General features: G+C 67.5%; 14 protein-coding genes. 7 read left to right on the forward strand and 7 right to left on the reverse strand.

Annotation, left to right across the window (positions count from 1 at the left end):
• Positions 1-93: 93 nt before the first annotated feature.
• From NP825_RS02895 to NP825_RS02915, 5 genes are read left to right on the forward strand one after another with little or no spacing between them, the layout of a single operon-like run.
• On the forward strand, positions 94-2,295 hold the full coding sequence (locus NP825_RS02895) for a TonB-dependent receptor (protein ID WP_257548220.1): 2,202 nt from the start codon (positions 94-96) through the stop codon (positions 2,293-2,295).
• A 23-nt stretch (positions 2,296-2,318) separates the two neighbouring features.
• Positions 2,319-3,374: a DUF1611 domain-containing protein gene (locus tag NP825_RS02900; RefSeq protein ID WP_257548222.1), complete on the forward strand. Its 1,056-nt coding sequence runs from the start codon at positions 2,319-2,321 to the stop codon at positions 3,372-3,374.
• Positions 3,371-4,504, forward strand: a complete 1,134-nt coding sequence (locus NP825_RS02905) for a hypothetical protein (RefSeq protein WP_257548224.1) — start codon at positions 3,371-3,373, stop codon at positions 4,502-4,504. Before NP825_RS02900 ends, NP825_RS02905 begins: the two co-directional genes overlap by 4 nt.
• On the forward strand, positions 4,501-6,078 hold the full coding sequence (locus tag NP825_RS02910; RefSeq protein WP_257548226.1) for a serine hydrolase: 1,578 nt from the start codon (positions 4,501-4,503) through the stop codon (positions 6,076-6,078). Before NP825_RS02905 ends, NP825_RS02910 begins: the two co-directional genes overlap by 4 nt.
• Positions 6,075-7,253, forward strand: a complete 1,179-nt coding sequence (locus NP825_RS02915; RefSeq protein WP_257548228.1) for a dipeptidase — start codon at positions 6,075-6,077, stop codon at positions 7,251-7,253. The genes NP825_RS02910 and NP825_RS02915 overlap by 4 nt, the downstream gene beginning before the upstream one ends.
• Positions 7,254-7,445: 192 nt before the next feature.
• On the opposite strand, the gene NP825_RS02920 is transcribed toward NP825_RS02915, so the two are convergent.
• Together NP825_RS02920 and NP825_RS02925 are read right to left on the reverse strand one after the other, a co-directional pair.
• On the reverse strand, positions 7,446-7,718 hold the full coding sequence (locus NP825_RS02920; protein ID WP_257548230.1) for a hypothetical protein: 273 nt from the start codon (positions 7,716-7,718) through the stop codon (positions 7,446-7,448).
• Positions 7,718-8,770, reverse strand: a complete 1,053-nt coding sequence (locus NP825_RS02925; protein WP_257548232.1) for a Glu/Leu/Phe/Val dehydrogenase dimerization domain-containing protein — start codon at positions 8,768-8,770, stop codon at positions 7,718-7,720. The genes NP825_RS02920 and NP825_RS02925 overlap by 1 nt, the downstream gene beginning before the upstream one ends.
• Before the next feature lie 124 nt (positions 8,771-8,894).
• On the opposite strand from NP825_RS02925, the gene NP825_RS02930 reads away from it, so the two are divergent.
• Positions 8,895-9,356: an Lrp/AsnC family transcriptional regulator gene (locus NP825_RS02930; protein WP_257548234.1), complete on the forward strand. Its 462-nt coding sequence runs from the start codon at positions 8,895-8,897 to the stop codon at positions 9,354-9,356.
• A gap of 3 nt (positions 9,357-9,359) precedes the next feature.
• Here the strand turns inward: NP825_RS02930 and NP825_RS02935 are convergent, their stop codons facing one another.
• The 4 genes from NP825_RS02935 to NP825_RS02950 are packed head-to-tail and all read right to left on the reverse strand — an operon-like array spanning position 9,360 to position 13,497.
• Positions 9,360-10,031, reverse strand: coding sequence for a spermidine synthase (locus NP825_RS02935; protein ID WP_257548235.1), 672 nt, complete (start codon positions 10,029-10,031; stop codon positions 9,360-9,362).
• A gap of 7 nt (positions 10,032-10,038) precedes the next feature.
• Positions 10,039-11,289 carry an N-succinylarginine dihydrolase gene (locus NP825_RS02940; protein ID WP_257548236.1) on the reverse strand — a complete coding sequence of 417 codons (1,251 nt, stop codon included), beginning with the start codon at positions 11,287-11,289 and terminating at the stop codon, positions 10,039-10,041.
• Position 11,290: 1 nt separating this feature from the next.
• Positions 11,291-12,292 (reverse strand): arginine N-succinyltransferase, encoded by a 1,002-nt coding sequence (locus NP825_RS02945; protein ID WP_257548237.1) that lies wholly within the window; start codon positions 12,290-12,292, stop codon positions 11,291-11,293.
• A complete protein-coding gene (locus NP825_RS02950) occupies positions 12,289-13,497 on the reverse strand; it encodes a hydrolase (RefSeq protein WP_257548238.1) in 1,209 nt (402 codons plus the stop codon). Before NP825_RS02950 ends, NP825_RS02945 begins: the two co-directional genes overlap by 4 nt.
• A 193-nt stretch (positions 13,498-13,690) precedes the next feature.
• On the opposite strand from NP825_RS02950, the gene NP825_RS02955 reads away from it, so the two are divergent.
• Complete coding sequence (locus tag NP825_RS02955) at positions 13,691-14,887, forward strand: GGDEF domain-containing protein (protein ID WP_257548239.1); 1,197 nt, start codon at positions 13,691-13,693, stop codon at positions 14,885-14,887.
• Between the two features lie 15 nt (positions 14,888-14,902).
• On the opposite strand, the gene NP825_RS02960 is transcribed toward NP825_RS02955, so the two are convergent.
• Positions 14,903-15,325, reverse strand: coding sequence for a MarR family winged helix-turn-helix transcriptional regulator (locus NP825_RS02960; RefSeq protein ID WP_257548240.1), 423 nt, complete (start codon positions 15,323-15,325; stop codon positions 14,903-14,905).
• Positions 15,326-15,413: the final 88 nt, after the last annotated feature.

Below are 15,413 nucleotides of genomic sequence, written 5' to 3' on the forward strand. Positions count from 1 at the left end.
CGCATGGCCCGCATGGACGATCCGACAAGAGCATCATCACGGCCGCACGGAGCGATTTCGCTGCCTGCCCGGCCAGGTCTTGGGGGTAGGACGATGAAGAAGAGCTTTTTGATGGCGGGCAGCCTGGTCGCGCTGGCGGTGACGATGCCGGCCCATGCCGACGAAGCGGCCGGCGACGAACATGATATCGTCGTCACCGCGCAGAAACGCGAGCAGCGGCTGATCGACGTACCGCAGTCGGTGAGCGTCGTGTCGGGCGATGCGCTCGAAAATGTCCAGGCGACGAATTTTTCGGATTATCTGAAGCTCGTTCCGGGGCTTCAGCTCAACCAGACCACCGCCGGCTTCGGCCGTCTCGTGCTGCGCGGGGTCAATACCGGCGGCGTCGCCTCGACGGTTGCGGTCTATCAGGACGAAACAACCTTCGGATCGAGCAGCGGGCTCGTCAACGGCGCGATCCTCGCGGGCGACTTCGACACCTTCGACGTCGAGCGGATCGAGGTGCTGCGCGGTCCGCAAGGGACCATCTATGGCGCGAGCTCGATGGGCGGCGTGCTCAAATATGTGACGCGCAAGCCCGATACCAGCGGGGTCGAGGTCCGCGCGCGCGGCAGCGTCGAGACGGTCAAGGGCGGCGATGCATCCTATCTGGGCAGCGCGGTGGTCAATGTGCCGCTCGGCGATATGGTCGCTTTCCGTGCCTCGGGCTTCTACCGCGACTTCGGCGGTTTCATCGACTCGATCGGCACCGCGGGATCGGATGTCGAAAACGACATCAACAGTTCGAAAAGCTATGGTGGCCGCGCGTCGCTGTTGTTCAAGCCGAGCGAGAGTATCTCGATCCAGCTCAGCGCCTATCTCCAGAATCTGAAGACGCACGCCTCGAACAGTGTCGACAGCGACCCGTCGACCGGGCGGACGCTGTACGGCCGCCTGTCGCAGTCGCAGTTCGTTCCCGAATTCACCGATGTCCGCTACCGCGTATACAGTGCCGTCGTCGACGCCGATCTCGGCTTTGCGAATCTGGTGTGGGCGACGAGCTACAGCAGTCTGTCGCAATCGTTCCGCGGCGATCTCACGACTCAATATGGTCCGTTGATCGAGGCCTTTTTCGGCGCGCCCAACGATTTCTATCAGGGGCAACTCACCCGCGTGCGGCGCTTTTCGCAGGAAATACGACTGCAGTCGCCCGAGAATGAGCATTTCGAATGGCTCCTCGGCGCCTATTACACGCGCGAGAAAGGGATCATCGATCAGGATTTCAACGCGGTGGAGCCGGGGACGCTGACCCCGATCGAGGATCTGCCGCTGCTCGGCATCGCGACGATCAACTCGCGCTATCGCGAGCTCGCGGGCTTCGCCAATGCGACGCTCCATCTCGGCGAGCGCTTCGACCTGACCTTCGGCGGCCGCTACAGCGGCAACAAACAGGTCGCGGATCAGGTGTCGGACGGTGCCCTTGCGGGCGGGTTCAACAAGCTGCCGAAAGCGCGCTCGTCCGAAAATGTCTTCACCTTCTCGGTCGCGCCGCAGTTCGAGATCAGCGACCAGGCGACCATCTATGCTCGCGTCGCCAAGGGATTCCGCCCCGGCGGCCCGAACGTGCTCGCGCCGGGGGCGCCGCCGGAACTTGCAACCTATGGTTCGGATTCGCTGATCAGCTACGAAATCGGCGTCAAGGCGGAAACGGTCGACCGCAGCTTCTCGATCGACATCGCCGCTTTCCATATCGACTGGAAGGACATTCAGGTCTTTGGCCAGGTCAATGATTTCGGCGTCAATTTCAACGGCGGCAAGGCGAAGAGCGACGGCCTGGAATTCACGACGACGCTGCGCCCGGCGGGCGGGCTGACCTTTTCGCTCAACGGCGCCTATACCAACGCCCGGCTGAAGGACGACACGCCGCCGCTGGTCGGCGGGCTCGCGGGCGATCGCCTGCCCTACACCCCCAAATACAGCATCGGCGCCAATGCCGATTACGAGTGGGCACTGGGCGGCGACACCAAGGCCTATGTCGGGGCGTCGGTGCGCAGCCTGTCGAAACAGCCCGCGGGCTTCGATCTCGATTTCCGCACTGCCAATGGCCGGCAGCGCTATCTGCCCGCCTATGAGGTCGTCGATTTGCGCGCCGGGGTCGATTTCGGCAAATATTCGCTCGAGCTTTATGCGAAGAATCTGACCGACAGCGAAGGCAAGACATCGCTCGAGGCGCCGGCCAATGTGCCGCTGGGTGCCGCCGGAACGGCGGTGATCCGGCCGCGCACCTTTGGCGTGACACTGACCGCCGGCTTCTGACGGCCGAGAGGAGAGACTGGACCATGGCTACTGTGCTGCAACGGCGTGCGGACGCCGACCGGGGGGGCGTTCCCGCCCTGCCGCAGCCCTATCTCCTCTTCCTCGGCGACACGGTCGAGGCCGGCTATGCCAAGACCGCCTTCGGGCTCGCCGACTGGGCGGCCGACCGCTGTGTCGGCGAATGGTCGGTCGCGGGCTGCGCCGTCACCACCGGCCTGCCGCCGATGGCGCCTGCCGAAGCGCGGGCAGCGGGCGCGCGGTCGCTGGTGATCGGGGTCGCCAACCAGGGTGGGGTGATCGGCGAAAGCTGGGTCGCGGCGCTCGTCGAGGCGATGGAGGCCGGGCTCGACATTGTCAGCGGCCTCCACGCCCGCCTCGCGAGCGTGCCTGCGCTGGCCGAAGCGGCGCGGCGCACCGGGCGGCGGCTGATCGACGTCCGCACCCCGCCGCCGTCGATCCCGGTCGGCAACGGGCGCAAGCGCAGCGGCAAGAGGTTGCTGACGGTCGGCACCGACTGCGCGCTGGGGAAGAAATATACCGCGCTCGCGCTGCACCGCGCCTTCCTCGAACGCGGGATCGCCGCCGATTTCCGCGCGACCGGCCAGACCGGCATCATGATCGCGGGCGGCGGGATGCCGATGGACGCCGTGGTCTCGGATTTCGAGGCGGGCGCGGCGGAGATGCTGAGCCCCGACGCGGCGGCAGATCATTGGGATCTGATCGAGGGACAGGGGTCGATCTTCAACCCCGCCTATGCTGCGGTATCGCTCGGCCTGCTTCACGGCAGCCAGCCGGACGTCTTCGTCGTCTGCCACGATCCGACGCGCAAGGTGATCCTGGGGATGGAGAGTTTCGCACTGCCGACGATCGAGGAGGTGATCGACCTGACGATCCGCCTCGGCAGCCGGACGAACCCGGCGATCCGCTGCGGCGGGGTCTGCCTCAATACCGCGAGCTTCGACGCCGACGGCGCCGAGGCGCTGATGGCGGCCGAGCGCGCGCGGCTCGGGCTGCCGGTCGCCGATCCGATCCGCGGCGGCGCGGGGTTCGACGCGCTCGTGGATGCCATCCTCGCATGACGGCCGGCGCGGCGGACCCCAGCCGGTTCCAGCGCTTCCTGCTCCCCGGCTTTGCGCTCAAGGCCGTGATCATCGGCGGCGGCTATGCGACCGGGCGCGAGCTCGCCGAATATTTCGTGCCCTCGGGGCCGTGGGGCGGGCTCGCCGCGATGCTGCTCGCGACCGGCATCTGGAGCCTCGTCGCGGCGCTGACCTTCGCGCTCGCGCGCCAGCTCGGCGCCTATGACTATCGCGCTTTCTTCAAGGGGCTGCTCGGCCCCGGGTGGATCGCGTTCGAGGCGGCGTACATCATCTTCGTCATCCTGATCCTCGCGGTGTTCGGCGCGGCGGCGGCGGCGATCGGCGCCGCGACCTTCGGCTGGCCCGAATGGGCGGGCGCGCTGCTGCTCGCCGTCCTGATCGTCGCGGTGACCGCGCGCGGGACCGGGGTGGTCGAGCAGATGTTCAAATATGTCTCGATCCTGCTCTACACCGTCTATGCGCTGTTCCTGATCCTCGCGCTCGCGCGCTTCGGCGGGCCGATCGCACAGGGGTTCGCCGCCGCGCCGCCGCCTTCGGGCGACTGGATGGCGGGGGGCATCACTTATGCGAGCTATAATATCGTCGGCGCGGTGGTGATCCTGCCGGTGCTCCGGCATCTGACCAGCCAGCGCGACGCCGTGGTCGCGGGGCTGATCGCGGGGCCGCTGTCGATGCTGCCCGCGATTCTCTTCTTCGTCGCGATGATGGCCTTCTATCCCGCGATCGGCGCCGAGACGCTGCCCTCCGATTTCCTGCTCCGCCAGATGAACGTGCCGGGCTTTCACATCCTGTTCCAGGTGATGATCCTCGCGGCGCTGCTCGAAAGCGGCGCGGGCGCGGTGCACGCGATCAACGAGCGTATCTCGGGTGCGGTCGAAAGCCGCGGGCGTCCCGCGCTCGGCGCCGGAGCACGGGTGCTGATCGGCGCGGCGATCCTCACCGGCTGCATGTTCGTGGCGGGCGAGATCGGCCTCGTCGATCTGATCGCGAGCGGATACCGCTTCCTCGCCTGGCTCTTCCTCGCCGTCTTCGTCGTGCCGCTGCTCACCCTCGGCACCTGGCGCCTGCTGCGCCCCTCGTCCGCTCCCCCACTGGAGGCTCTGCCATGAAAACGCTTCGCCTGCTTGCCCTGCCGCTGCTGCTGTCCGCCGCCGCGCCCGTCTGGGCGGACCCGCCCGCCGACATCGGCGAAAGCGTCGAGGCGCTGCGGCAAAAGGTCGGCGCGCCCGGCGTGTCGATCGCGATCGTCGAGGACGGCAAGACCACACTGGCGCGCGGCTGGGGCGTCCGCAAGCTCGGCGAGAGCGCGCCGGTCGACGGCGAGACGATCTTCCAGACCGGATCGACCGGCAAGGCGATGACCGTCGCGGCGCTGGCGGTGCTCGTCGACGAGGGCAGGATCGCGTGGGACGATCCGGTCATCAAGCATATGCCCTGGTTCCGCATGTACGATCCGTGGGTCACGCGCGAGATGACGATCCGCGACCTGCTCGTCCATCGCAGCGGGCTGGGGCTGGGGCAGGGCGACCTGATGTTCGTGCCGCGCACCAACCTCACCCGCAAGCAGACCGCCGAGCATGTCGCTTTCCTCAAACCCCGGACGAGTTTCCGCTCGGCCTATGCCTATGACAATATCCTTTACGCCGTCGCGGGGCAGCTCATCGAGGAGGTCACCGGCCAGACGTGGGAGGATTTCATTCGCGCGCGCGTGCTGCGCGCAGGCGGCATGAAGAATGCGACGAGCGACAGCGAGGACCGCTTCCGCGTCACGAACCGGAGCTGGCCGCACGCGCGCCTGTCGGGCGTGCTGCGCGGAATCGGGCGGCAGCAGGTGCTCGACGAACGCGACGAACTCGGCCGCAACGGCGCGCCCGCGGGCGGGCTTGCCTTGAGCGCCGAGGATATGGCGGCGTGGCTCAAGATCCAGCTCGCGCACGGTGCGCTTCCGGACGGCAAGCGATTGTTCAGCGAGGAGCAGGCAGCCGAGATGTGGGCGCCGGTGACGCCGATGCCGATCACCCCGCTGCCCGACGCGCTGAAACCCGCGCAGCCGACGCAGCAGGCCTATGCGCTCGGCTGGCAGGTGCAGGATTATCGCGGCCACCGCATCATCCAGCACGGCGGCGGCGTCTTCGGATCGATCACGCGCGTCGTCATGATCCCCGACAGGAATGTCGGCTTCGCGATCATGATGAACAGCGAGGACAGCGGCATGCTGCTCGGCCTCACTTACGAACTGCTCGACCATTATCTGGACCAGCCCGACTATGGCTGGACCACCAAGTGGGAGGATTGGTATCAGGCGCGGCTTGCGGGCGGGGTCGAGTTCCTCAAGCAGGCGAAGGCGTCGCCCGTCAAATCGGGGCCATCGCTGCCGCTTGCGGGCTATGCGGGGCGCTACCGCGATCCCTGGTACGGCGACGTGGTGATCGGGTCGGGCGCGAAGGGGCTGACGATTGATTTCACCTCGACGCCGCGGATGGCGGGGCGGCTCAAGCATTGGCAGTACGACAGCTTCGTCACCGATTTCGACGATCCGGCGATCGAACCCGCCTATGTGACCTTTGCGCTCGATGCCGAGGGCAAGGTGACCGGCGTGACGATGAAGGCGGTCAGCCAGATTGCCGATTTCAGCTGGGATTATCAGGACCTCGACCTGAAGCCCGTGGAGGACAAGAAATGAAACGCATCGCCATTCTGCTCGCCGCGACCGCGCTCGCCGCCTGTTCGAGCGGCGGCGACAAGCCGAAGCCGTCCGAAGCGCCGCTGCACAGCCGGATGCTCGTGCTTGACACCCACCTCGACACCCCGCTCCATTTCGAGCGCCAGGGCTGGAATTTCGCCGACCGCCACACCCTCGAGACTGACCTGTCGCAGCTCGACATCCCGCGGATGAAGGACGGCAATCTCGATGGCGGCTTCTTCGCCATCTACACCGATCAGGGGCCGCTGACCGCCGAAGGCTATGCGGCGGCGCTCGCCCATGCCCGTAAGCGGTCGGATGCGATCGACAGGATGATCGCCGACAATAGCGGCGTGATCGGCGCCGCGCGCACCGCCGACGATGCGCGACGGCTGAACAAGGAAGGCAAGCTCGTCGCCTTCAAGTCGATCGAGAACAGCTATCCGCTGGGCGAGGACCTGTCGCTGCTCAAGGAGTTCTATGACAAGGGTGTGCGGCTCGCGGGGCCGGTGCACGGGGCGAACAACCAGTTCGCCGACAGCGCGACCGACAAGCCGCGCTGGAACGGGCTCAGCCCGCTCGGCAAGCAATGGGTCGCCGAGATGAACCGGCTCGGCATCGTCATCGACGCGAGCCATTCGTCGGACGCGACCTTCGACCAGCTTCTCGCGCTGTCGAAATATCCGATCCTGCTTTCACATTCGAGCCTGCGCTCGGCGCACGACCATCCGCGCAACCTCGACGAAGGGCGGCTGAAGGCGCTTGCGGCGAAGGGCGGCGCGATGTGCATCTCGACCATCTATATGTCGGAAATGAACATGTCGCCGGCGCGCGCGAAGCTGTTCGCCGACTATGAGCGGATCGGCGAATTGAGCCCCGAAGCGCAGGCCGACCTCACCCGCCAATGGCGCCAACTCGACAAGACCGAGACGATGTGGGCGGCGGACTTCGAGGATTATATGAAGATGGTACTGCGCGCGATCGAGGTCGGCGGCGTCGATCATATCTGCTTCGGCGCCGACTGGGACGGCGGCGGCGGCCTCAAGGGCATCGAGGACATCACCGCGCTGCCCAAGGTCACCGAGCGGCTGAAGCAGGCGGGCTATTCGGACGCCGACATCGAGAAGATGTGGAGCGGCAACATCCTCCGCGTCCTCGCGGCGCAGGGGAAATAGACGGCGCAAGCCCCTCTATTTTATGAGAAGGGCCGGCGCCCTCCGGGATCATGCGCCGCGCGCGCAAATTTGTGTGTCCCCGCGAAGGCGGGGACCCATCTCCGATCGGCTCAAACTGGCACCGGCCGGAGATGGGCTCCCGCCTTCGCGGGAGCACAGGGTCTGCTTTTAGTAGAAGGTCATTCTCCGCCGTTATGCGGCAAGGCTCTCCATTCCGAAGGATGCGGCCGCCTCCTCTCCTCCGTCCAACCCGACCTCGACGACCGCGAACATCTCGCCCAGCTTGGCAGCGATGACGGCGGCGCGCGCGTCGTCGAGGCCGGCGACGGCCACCTCGATCTGAAGGAACCCGTTGCGCAACTCCATCCGCATCGCCGATGGCACGATCGCGCGCTGCGCGAAGACCCCGGCGATGCGGGGCAGCGATTGCGGATCGGGAAGCGCGTCGATCCGGAACCGGTGCATCAGGCCGCGACCCGCTCGGCGCCTGCGATCACCTCTTCGGCCATTTCATCGGCGACCGCCGCAGGCGAGCGACCCTCACGCGCGGCGCGGTCGAGCAAGGTGGCGACGCGCGGCGCGATCGCGGCCACGCGGGCTTCGACGTCGCTTTCGTCCTCGCCCAGATATTCGGCCGATACGCTGATGATCCCGCCCGCGTTGACGACATAGTCGGGCGCATAGGCGATGCCGCGGTCGCGGAGCATGTCGGCGACCTCGGGCGCGGCGAGCTGGTTGTTCGCCGCGCCGCAGACGAGCTTCGCCCTCATCGTGCGGACGCTGTCGCGATTGAGCACGCCGCCGAGCGCGCAGGGCGCGAAGATTTCCGCCTGCACCGACGCGATCGCATCGACGTCGACGACCTTGGCGCCCAGGATCGCGGCGAGCCGGTCGCGGCGCGCCGGGTTCGGATCGGCGATCACCAGCCGCGCCCCGGCATCAGACAGGCGGCGGCAAAGGTCGGCGCCGACATTCCCCGTTCCCTGCACCGCGACGGTGAGCCCGGCGAGGTCGGTGTCGAGCGCGAAGCGCGCCGCGGCGCGCATCGATTCGAAGACTCCGCGCGCGGTCCACGGCGACGGATCGCCTCCGGCGCGGCCGGCGGCGGGCGGGAGGCCCGCGACGTGGCGCGTCGTGCCGGCGACCTCCTGCATGTCGGAGACCGAGGTTCCGACATCTTCGGCGGTCACATAGAGGCCGCCGAGCTGCTCGACCGCGCGGCCGAAGGCGCGGAACAGCTTGGCGCGGTCGAAATCGCCCGCGGGTTTGCGCAGCACCGCCTTGGCGCCGCCCAGCGGCAGGCCGGCGAGCGCATTCTTGTAGCTCATGCCCTCGGCGAGGCGCAGCGCGTCGGCGAGCGCTTCGTCGATACCGGCATAGGTCCAGAAGCGGCAGCCGCCGGCGCCGGGACCGAGCGTCGTCGAATGGATCGCGATCACGCCGTCGAGTCCGCTCTCGGCATCGTGCAGGCGGACGCATTCGACCGGCGGGGTCAGGCGGGCGGGGCGGGCAACCATGATTCTCTCCTTTGATGAGGCGCGGAAGATGGCACGGGCGGCGCGGGCAATCTCGGTCGCTTTTCGGCACGGAACGGCAAGATGTGGGATGTTTATTCCCCGATATTTGCCCTATGGGAAATAAATGACCGACCTTGATCCGTTCGAGATAAAAATCCTCCGCGAGATGCAGCGCGACGCGAGTCAGACGACTGCCGAGATCGCCGAGCGCGTCGGCCTGTCGGTGTCGCCCTGCTGGCGCCGCATCGACCGGCTCGAGCGCGAGGGCTTCATCCGCAAGCGCGTCGCGCTGATCGACCGGCGCCGTGTCGGGCTCAACGCGCATGTCTTTGCGCAGGTGAAGCTTAACGCCCACGGCCGCGCCAATCTCGATGAATTCAGCGCGGCGATCCGCGGCTTTCCCGAAGTGCTCGACGCCTATGTCCTGATGGGCACGACCGATTTCATGTTGCGCATCGTCGCGAAGGACATCGACGCCTATGAGCGGTTCTTCTTCGACCAGCTCAGCAAATTACCGGGCATTCAGGAGATCAACTCGACTGTTGCGCTGTCTGAAATCAAGGCGACGACCGAATTGCCGCTATAGGGGCTAGCCCGCCCGCGCGAACCAGATGACGTGCCGCGCCCCCTTGCCGCCCGCGCGGGCGCGGACGCTGACCTCTTCGACCCGAAAGCCCGCCGCCGCGAGGCGCTTCGTGAAGCGTGCGTCGGGGGCAGCCGACCAGATCGCCAACAGCCCGCCGGGCCGCAGCGCCGCCTTTGCTTTCGTGAGGCCCGCGGGCGAATAGAGGCGGTCGTTTGCGGGGTGCGTCAGTCCGTCGGGGCCGTTGTCGACATCGAGCAGGATCGCGTCGTAGCGGCCGGACGCCGCCGCGATCACGGCGCCGACGTCCTCGATAACCAGTTCGACGCGCGGATCGTCGAGGCATCCCGCCGCCAGATCCGCCATCGGCCCGCGCGCCCAGTTAATGATTGCGGGTACCAGTTCGGCGACGGTGACCTGCGCTTTCGGTCCCAGCGCCACCAGCGCCGCGCGCAGCGTGAACCCCATGCCATAGCCGCCGATCAGCAGATGCGCGGCGTCGGGACCCTGCAGCCGCTCGCAGCTCATCACCGCGAGCGCTTCCTCCGAACCGCTCATCCGGCTGTTCATCAGCTCGTTGCCGCCGATCGCGATGATATGGTCGCCGCCGCGCCGGAACAGGCGCAGCGTTTCGCCGCCCGGGATCGCGGCGGTGTCGATCAGCTCGCGGATTTTCACCCGGCGGTCAGTTCAATTCGCCAAGGCCGAGTGCATCGAGCAGCGCCGCGCGCGCCTGCCGCACTTCGGCGACGAGCGCGGCCGATGCGAGATCGCCGGGCGCGATCGCCTCGGGCCAATACTTCGCCACCACCTCGGCGATGCGATCGAGCTTGGCCGTGTCGGCGAGGAAGCGCGGATCGACGCGCGCCGGATCGGCGACGACGCGCAGGCGCAGGCAAGCGGGGCCGCCGCCGTTCGCCATCGACTGGCGGACATCGACCGGCAGCAGGCGGCGGATCGGCCCGTTGCCCGCGACATGCGCTTCCAGCCAGTCCCAGACCGGTCTGGTCTCGCGCGCCTCGGTCGGCAGCACCAGCCCCATCCCGCCGTCGCCGGGCAGGCTGACGAGCTGCGCGTTGAACAGATAGGATTTGATCGCCTCGGGCAGGCTGACCGCGTTCGCGGGCACCTCGACGATCTCGACCTCGGGAAAGGCGGCGCGGATTTGCGCATGCGCGCCTTCGCGGTCTTCGAACGCGGTCTCGTGCGTGAACAGCACCCGCTCGTTCGCCACTGCGACCACGTCATTGTGGAACGCGCCGCCCTGAATCGCGGTATCCGATTGGCGGATGAAGAGCGTGCGGGCGGGATCGAGCCGATGCTTGCGTGCGATCGCCTTCGATGCGTCGAGATGCTGCCGCGCCGGGAAGCGACCGCCGCCGACGCCATAGACGAAAATCTCGACCCCCGGCGACCCGTGCCCGTCGCACAGCCGCATATGGTTCGCCGCACCCTCGTCGCCGAACGGCGCGGGGACGGGGCCGTGGACGACGAACGCCGGATCGGCGAAGGCGAGGCGAAGCTGCGCGAGCGTCCCCGGCCATTCGTGGCTGCGATGCGGCATGGTGACGAGGTTGGCGACGGTCAGATGGCATTTGCCGTCCGCGCTGTCCGGACCGGGGGAGACGGTCGCGGCGTTCGCCGCCCACATCGACGAAGCCGACCAGGCCTGCGCGCGCAGATGCGCTTCCGCCCCGTCCAGCGTCGTACCGAGCGTTTCGAGCCACGGCGCGTCGGGACGATCCAGCGGCATGAAGAAGCCCTGGGGCAGGCCGAGCGCGATATTGTGGCGCATCTTCTCGATGCCCTGCAGCGCCGCTGCGCGCGGTTGCGACACGTCGCCGGCGTTGCTTGCGGAGGCGATATTGCCGCGGCTGAGGCCGGCATAATTATGGGTCGGGCCGATGATCCCGTCGAAATTGATTTCGGTGGGCATGTCAGCGCCCGATCCAGCTGATCTCGTCACCCACGCTGACACCCAATATCCGCGCCGCTTCGGCGTCGATCGTGCCGTCGGCGCCCATGCGTCCGAAACAGCAGCGGAAATCGGCGAGGCGCCCGGTGGCGATCAGCGCGTCTGCGCCACCATCGCCGATCGCCGCCACCGCGACATGCTTCGCATCGCGGATGCTCGCGACCTGGTCGGTGCGCGCGGTCATCGTCGGGCCGCCGTCGAAGATGTCGATATAATTTTCGAAGGCGAAGCCCTCATTCTCCAGCATCCGCATTGCGGCGCGGCCTGTGGGATGGGGGACGCCGATCACCGCGCGTGCGGTTTCGGGCAGCATCGCGATATAGACTGGGTGCTTGGGCATCAGGTCGGCGATGAACTGGTTGCCGTGGACCGCGTTGAACTGGTCGGCCTCCTGGAAGTTCATCCCGAAGAATTTGCCCGCGACCCCGTCCCAGAAGGGCGAGCCGCCCGCCTCGTCGATCACGCCGCGCAGCTCGGCGAGGATGCGGTCGGCGAAGCGCGCACGGTGGCGCGCGATGAACAGATAGCGCGAGCGCGCGAGCAGCAGGCCGAGCCCGCCGGCGCGTGCCGCGGGGTGAAGGAACAGCCCGCCGACCTCGCTCGCGCCGTTAAGATCGTTGCTGAGCATCAGCACCTGCGCGTGGAAGGTGCGGTCGAGCTGCTCGCTATGCTTGCTGTCGGTGCCGATGCGATAGGAGTAGAAGGGCCAGCGCTGGCCGACCTGCCCGAAGATCTGGCAGGTGCCGCGCACTTCGCCGCTGTCCATGTCCTCAAGCACCATCAGATAGAGGTCGTCGCCCGGCTGATCCTTGTCCGATGCGAAACCGGCCTCGGCGCGTTCGAGCTTGGCGCGCAGCGCCTGGCGGTCGGGGGGCAGGTTGGTGAAGCCGCCGCCGGTCAGCTTCGCCATTTCGTAAATGCTCTGGAGATCGCCCGGTTTGGCCGCCCGGATCACATAGGTCACACAGTCCCCCGTTCTGCTATTTTCAACAAGGTAAGCGTCGACAGCCGCGCCCGTTCGGCGAGACTGTCGACGATCAGAAATTCATCCGACGAATGGATGGCGCCGCCGCGCGGGCCCATCGTATCGACGACGGGCACACCGCACGCCGCGATATTGTTGCCGTCGCAGACGCCGCCAGTCGCGTTCCAGCCGATCGTCAGGCCGAGCGTCGCGCCGCAGTCGCGCACCAGTTCGAACAGGCGCGTCGCGGCGGGATCGAGCGGCTTGGGCGGACGGTTGAAATTGCCGTGGAGATGGCAATGCACGTCGTGGTCGCGCTGGATGTTGGCGATGGTGTCGCGCAGCGCGGCTTCGGCGGCGGCCATGGCGGCGGGGGTCATCGGGCGCATGTTGACGCGGAGGATCGCCTGGTCGGGGACGACATTGTTCGGTCCGCCGCCGTCGATCTTGGCAGGATTGACCTTCAAATCCAATGACTTGAGAGCGTTGAGGCGCAGCGCCAGATCGGCCGCTGCGACGAGGGCGTTGCGCCCTTCCTCGGGATTGCGGCCGGCGTGCGCCGAGCGGCCGTGGATCAGCACCGAAAAATTGCCGCTTCCCGGCCTGGCGCCCGCGAGCGTGCCGTCGGGCAGCGCGGGCTCGTAGGTCAGCGCCGCGGTCTTGCCGCGTGCCAGTTCGGCGATCAGCGCCGCCGAGGCGTGGCTGCCGGTCTCCTCGTCGCTGTTGATCATCACGTCATAGCCGATGCGCGCCGCGAGCGGCGAGGCTTCGAGCGCGGTCAGCGCCGAGAGGATCACCGCGATGCCGCCCTTCATGTCGGCGGTGCCGGGGCCGTTCAGCACGCCATCCTTCAGCCATTGCAGCGACTGGAAGGGGTGATCGGCGGCGAACACCGTGTCCATATGGCCGGTCAGCAGCAGTTGCACCGGCGCCTCGGGCCGGACGCGCAAATGGAGATGGTCGCCGCGCTGGGTCGTTCGGACGATTCCCGCGGCATCGACGCTTTCGACCGGGTCGGGCGCAACGAGCCGCACATTGCCGGGCAGGGCGGCGAAGGCGTTGGCGAGCAGGCCGGCTACGGTTTTCAGCCCCGCCAGATTGCCGGTGCCGCTGTTCACCGCCGCCCATTGCTCGACCTGCGTCAGCATCGGGGCATCGGCGGCGCGTTCGAGGGTCGCGCTTTCGCTTGCGGTGAGGGTGGTCATGGCGTGGCTATAGCGGGCGGCGAGGGGCTTTTGCACCCCCGGCCCGGCATTTTGTTGCCGCGATACCGTAAGTCACTGATGCCGCGCGCCCGCGCGCCTATGCACCCCATGCGAATCCTCTGCCGATCGACGCCGTTAACCAAAAGTTCGTGGCCGTTCCGCTACCCGCCCCGGAGCAATGATGAGTGGATCGATGACTGCTGCCTTCGTGCTTGGCATCAACATGGCCGTTGCGGGCATCTTTGCCCTGGCCTTCGCCGTGGTCGCGGCAACGAACCGGAGCGCACGCGGCGCGGGGTGGCTGGCGCTCGGCTGCGGCATGGGAATCGTCAATGCCGGGCTGGAATTTCTGCTCCGCCAACAGGCCGATCCGGTGCCCGTCGGCATCGGCATCTTCCTCGTCTTTCTGTCGGCGCTCAGCTTCGCGCTGATCGGGGTCGCGCGCCACTATCGCGCTCGCCCGCCATGGACCGCGATGGCGGTGATCTGGACCGCCACGATCCTGTCGGTGCCGGTCATCTTCAGCATGACCTATGGCTCGCCGGTGCGGCTGGTGCTCTATCAGCTTCCCTATTTCGCGATGCAGGCGCTGTTCGGCCTCACGATCTGGCGCTCGGGACATCGCCAGCCGCTCGACCTGCTGCTGGTCGCGCTGCAAGCGGTCGCGGCGATGCTCTATCCGCTCAAATCGCTGTTCGCGATGATGGTCGGGACGGCGCGCACGCCGCAGGATTATATGGCGACGACCTATGCGGCGATCTCGCAGAGCGGCAGTGTCGTGGTGCTGATCGCGACGGGACTCATCATGCTGCTGGTGACGATGCGCGACACGACGGCCGAGATGATCGCCCGCTCCGAAACCGACTCGCTATCGGGCGTCTTCAATCGCCGCGGTTTCGAACGCCATGCCGAAGCCGCGCTCGCGCGTGTTGGCGAGAGTGGGGGTGATGACGGGGGCCAGGCGGTGCTGATCGCTGCCGATCTCGATCATTTCAAGCGGATCAACGACAATTTCGGCCATGCCGCGGGCGACGGCGTGATCGCCCATTTCGCCGCGATGCTCGCCGAGGCCGCGCCACCCGAAGCGATCGTCGGCCGCGTCGGGGGAGAAGAGTTCGCCGTGCTGCTGCCCGCTGCGCTGCTGTCCGACGGACGCCTTTATGCCGAAGCGGTGCGCGCCGCCTTCGCCGCCGCGGAACTGCCGGTGCTTGGCGTCAATCGCCGGTTCAGCGCTTCCTTCGGCGTCGCGCAATGGATGCCGAAAGAGGCTTTGCCGGACCTGTTCCACCGTGCCGACACCGCGCTCTACCGGGCCAAGGCGGGCGGACGAAATCGGGTTCGTGTCGCGCTGGTCGACCTCCCGCCGACGCCGGTGCGCGGCGCCGCCTGACGGGGCCACCCGGCCTCATCCGATCGCCGCGAGCATGGCCTCCAGCATTGGGCGCATTCGCCGGATCTCGTCCCGATGCGCCGCCGACAGCGCCGCCAGTGCGTCGCGCGCCTTGGCGGTCAGGCGTAGCCGTGCGCGGCACCGGTCGTCCGTCGCGGCGATCCGTTCGATCCAGCCCTGATCGACGAGACGGCCCACAAGCCCCGTCGCGCTGTGCGGTTTGAGCATCAGCCGCCGCGCGACGTCGCCGATCGTCGGCAGGTCCGGCCCGGTGCCGCGAATCGCGAGCAGCGCCTGATGCTGCTGCGGGGTCAGCCCCTGCTCGATCGCGCGTGCCTCGCTGAACGCATGGAACTGGCGCAGCGCATGGCGGAACTCGGCGAGCGCGGCATAGTCGGCATCGGTGAGGGCGGTCTCGCGCGGCATGGCGGTCGGCATAGGGGGCGGCACGAAAGGAGGAAAGCTCCATTGAATTATATCGCATTGCGATATAATGGCGCGGGCCGCCCGTCCCATCCTGTTGGAA

This window comes from Sphingopyxis sp. DBS4 (assembly GCF_024628865.1).
GTDB lineage: Bacteria > Pseudomonadota > Alphaproteobacteria > Sphingomonadales > Sphingomonadaceae > Sphingopyxis.

What these genes read in the sequence shown, in the direction of transcription:
- NP825_RS02895 (WP_257548220.1), top strand. Translation starts at nt 94, where the DNA reads ATGAAGAAGAGCTTTTTGATGGCGGGCAGCCTGGTCGCGCTGGCGGTG.
- NP825_RS02900 (WP_257548222.1), top strand. Translation starts at nt 2,319, where the DNA reads ATGGCTACTGTGCTGCAACGGCGTGCGGACGCCGACCGGGGGGGCGTT.
- NP825_RS02905 (WP_257548224.1), top strand. Translation starts at nt 3,371, where the DNA reads ATGACGGCCGGCGCGGCGGACCCCAGCCGGTTCCAGCGCTTCCTGCTC.
- NP825_RS02910 (WP_257548226.1), top strand. Translation starts at nt 4,501, where the DNA reads ATGAAAACGCTTCGCCTGCTTGCCCTGCCGCTGCTGCTGTCCGCCGCC.
- NP825_RS02915 (WP_257548228.1), top strand. Translation starts at nt 6,075, where the DNA reads ATGAAACGCATCGCCATTCTGCTCGCCGCGACCGCGCTCGCCGCCTGT.
- NP825_RS02920 (WP_257548230.1), bottom strand. Translation starts at nt 7,718, where the DNA reads ATGCACCGGTTCCGGATCGACGCGCTTCCCGATCCGCAATCGCTGCCC.
- NP825_RS02925 (WP_257548232.1), bottom strand. Translation starts at nt 8,770, where the DNA reads ATGGTTGCCCGCCCCGCCCGCCTGACCCCGCCGGTCGAATGCGTCCGC.
- NP825_RS02930 (WP_257548234.1), top strand. Translation starts at nt 8,895, where the DNA reads ATGACCGACCTTGATCCGTTCGAGATAAAAATCCTCCGCGAGATGCAG.
- NP825_RS02940 (WP_257548236.1), bottom strand. Translation starts at nt 11,289, where the DNA reads ATGCCCACCGAAATCAATTTCGACGGGATCATCGGCCCGACCCATAAT.
- NP825_RS02950 (WP_257548238.1), bottom strand. Translation starts at nt 13,497, where the DNA reads ATGACCACCCTCACCGCAAGCGAAAGCGCGACCCTCGAACGCGCCGCC.
- NP825_RS02955 (WP_257548239.1), top strand. Translation starts at nt 13,691, where the DNA reads ATGACTGCTGCCTTCGTGCTTGGCATCAACATGGCCGTTGCGGGCATC.
- NP825_RS02960 (WP_257548240.1), bottom strand. Translation starts at nt 15,325, where the DNA reads ATGCCGACCGCCATGCCGCGCGAGACCGCCCTCACCGATGCCGACTAT.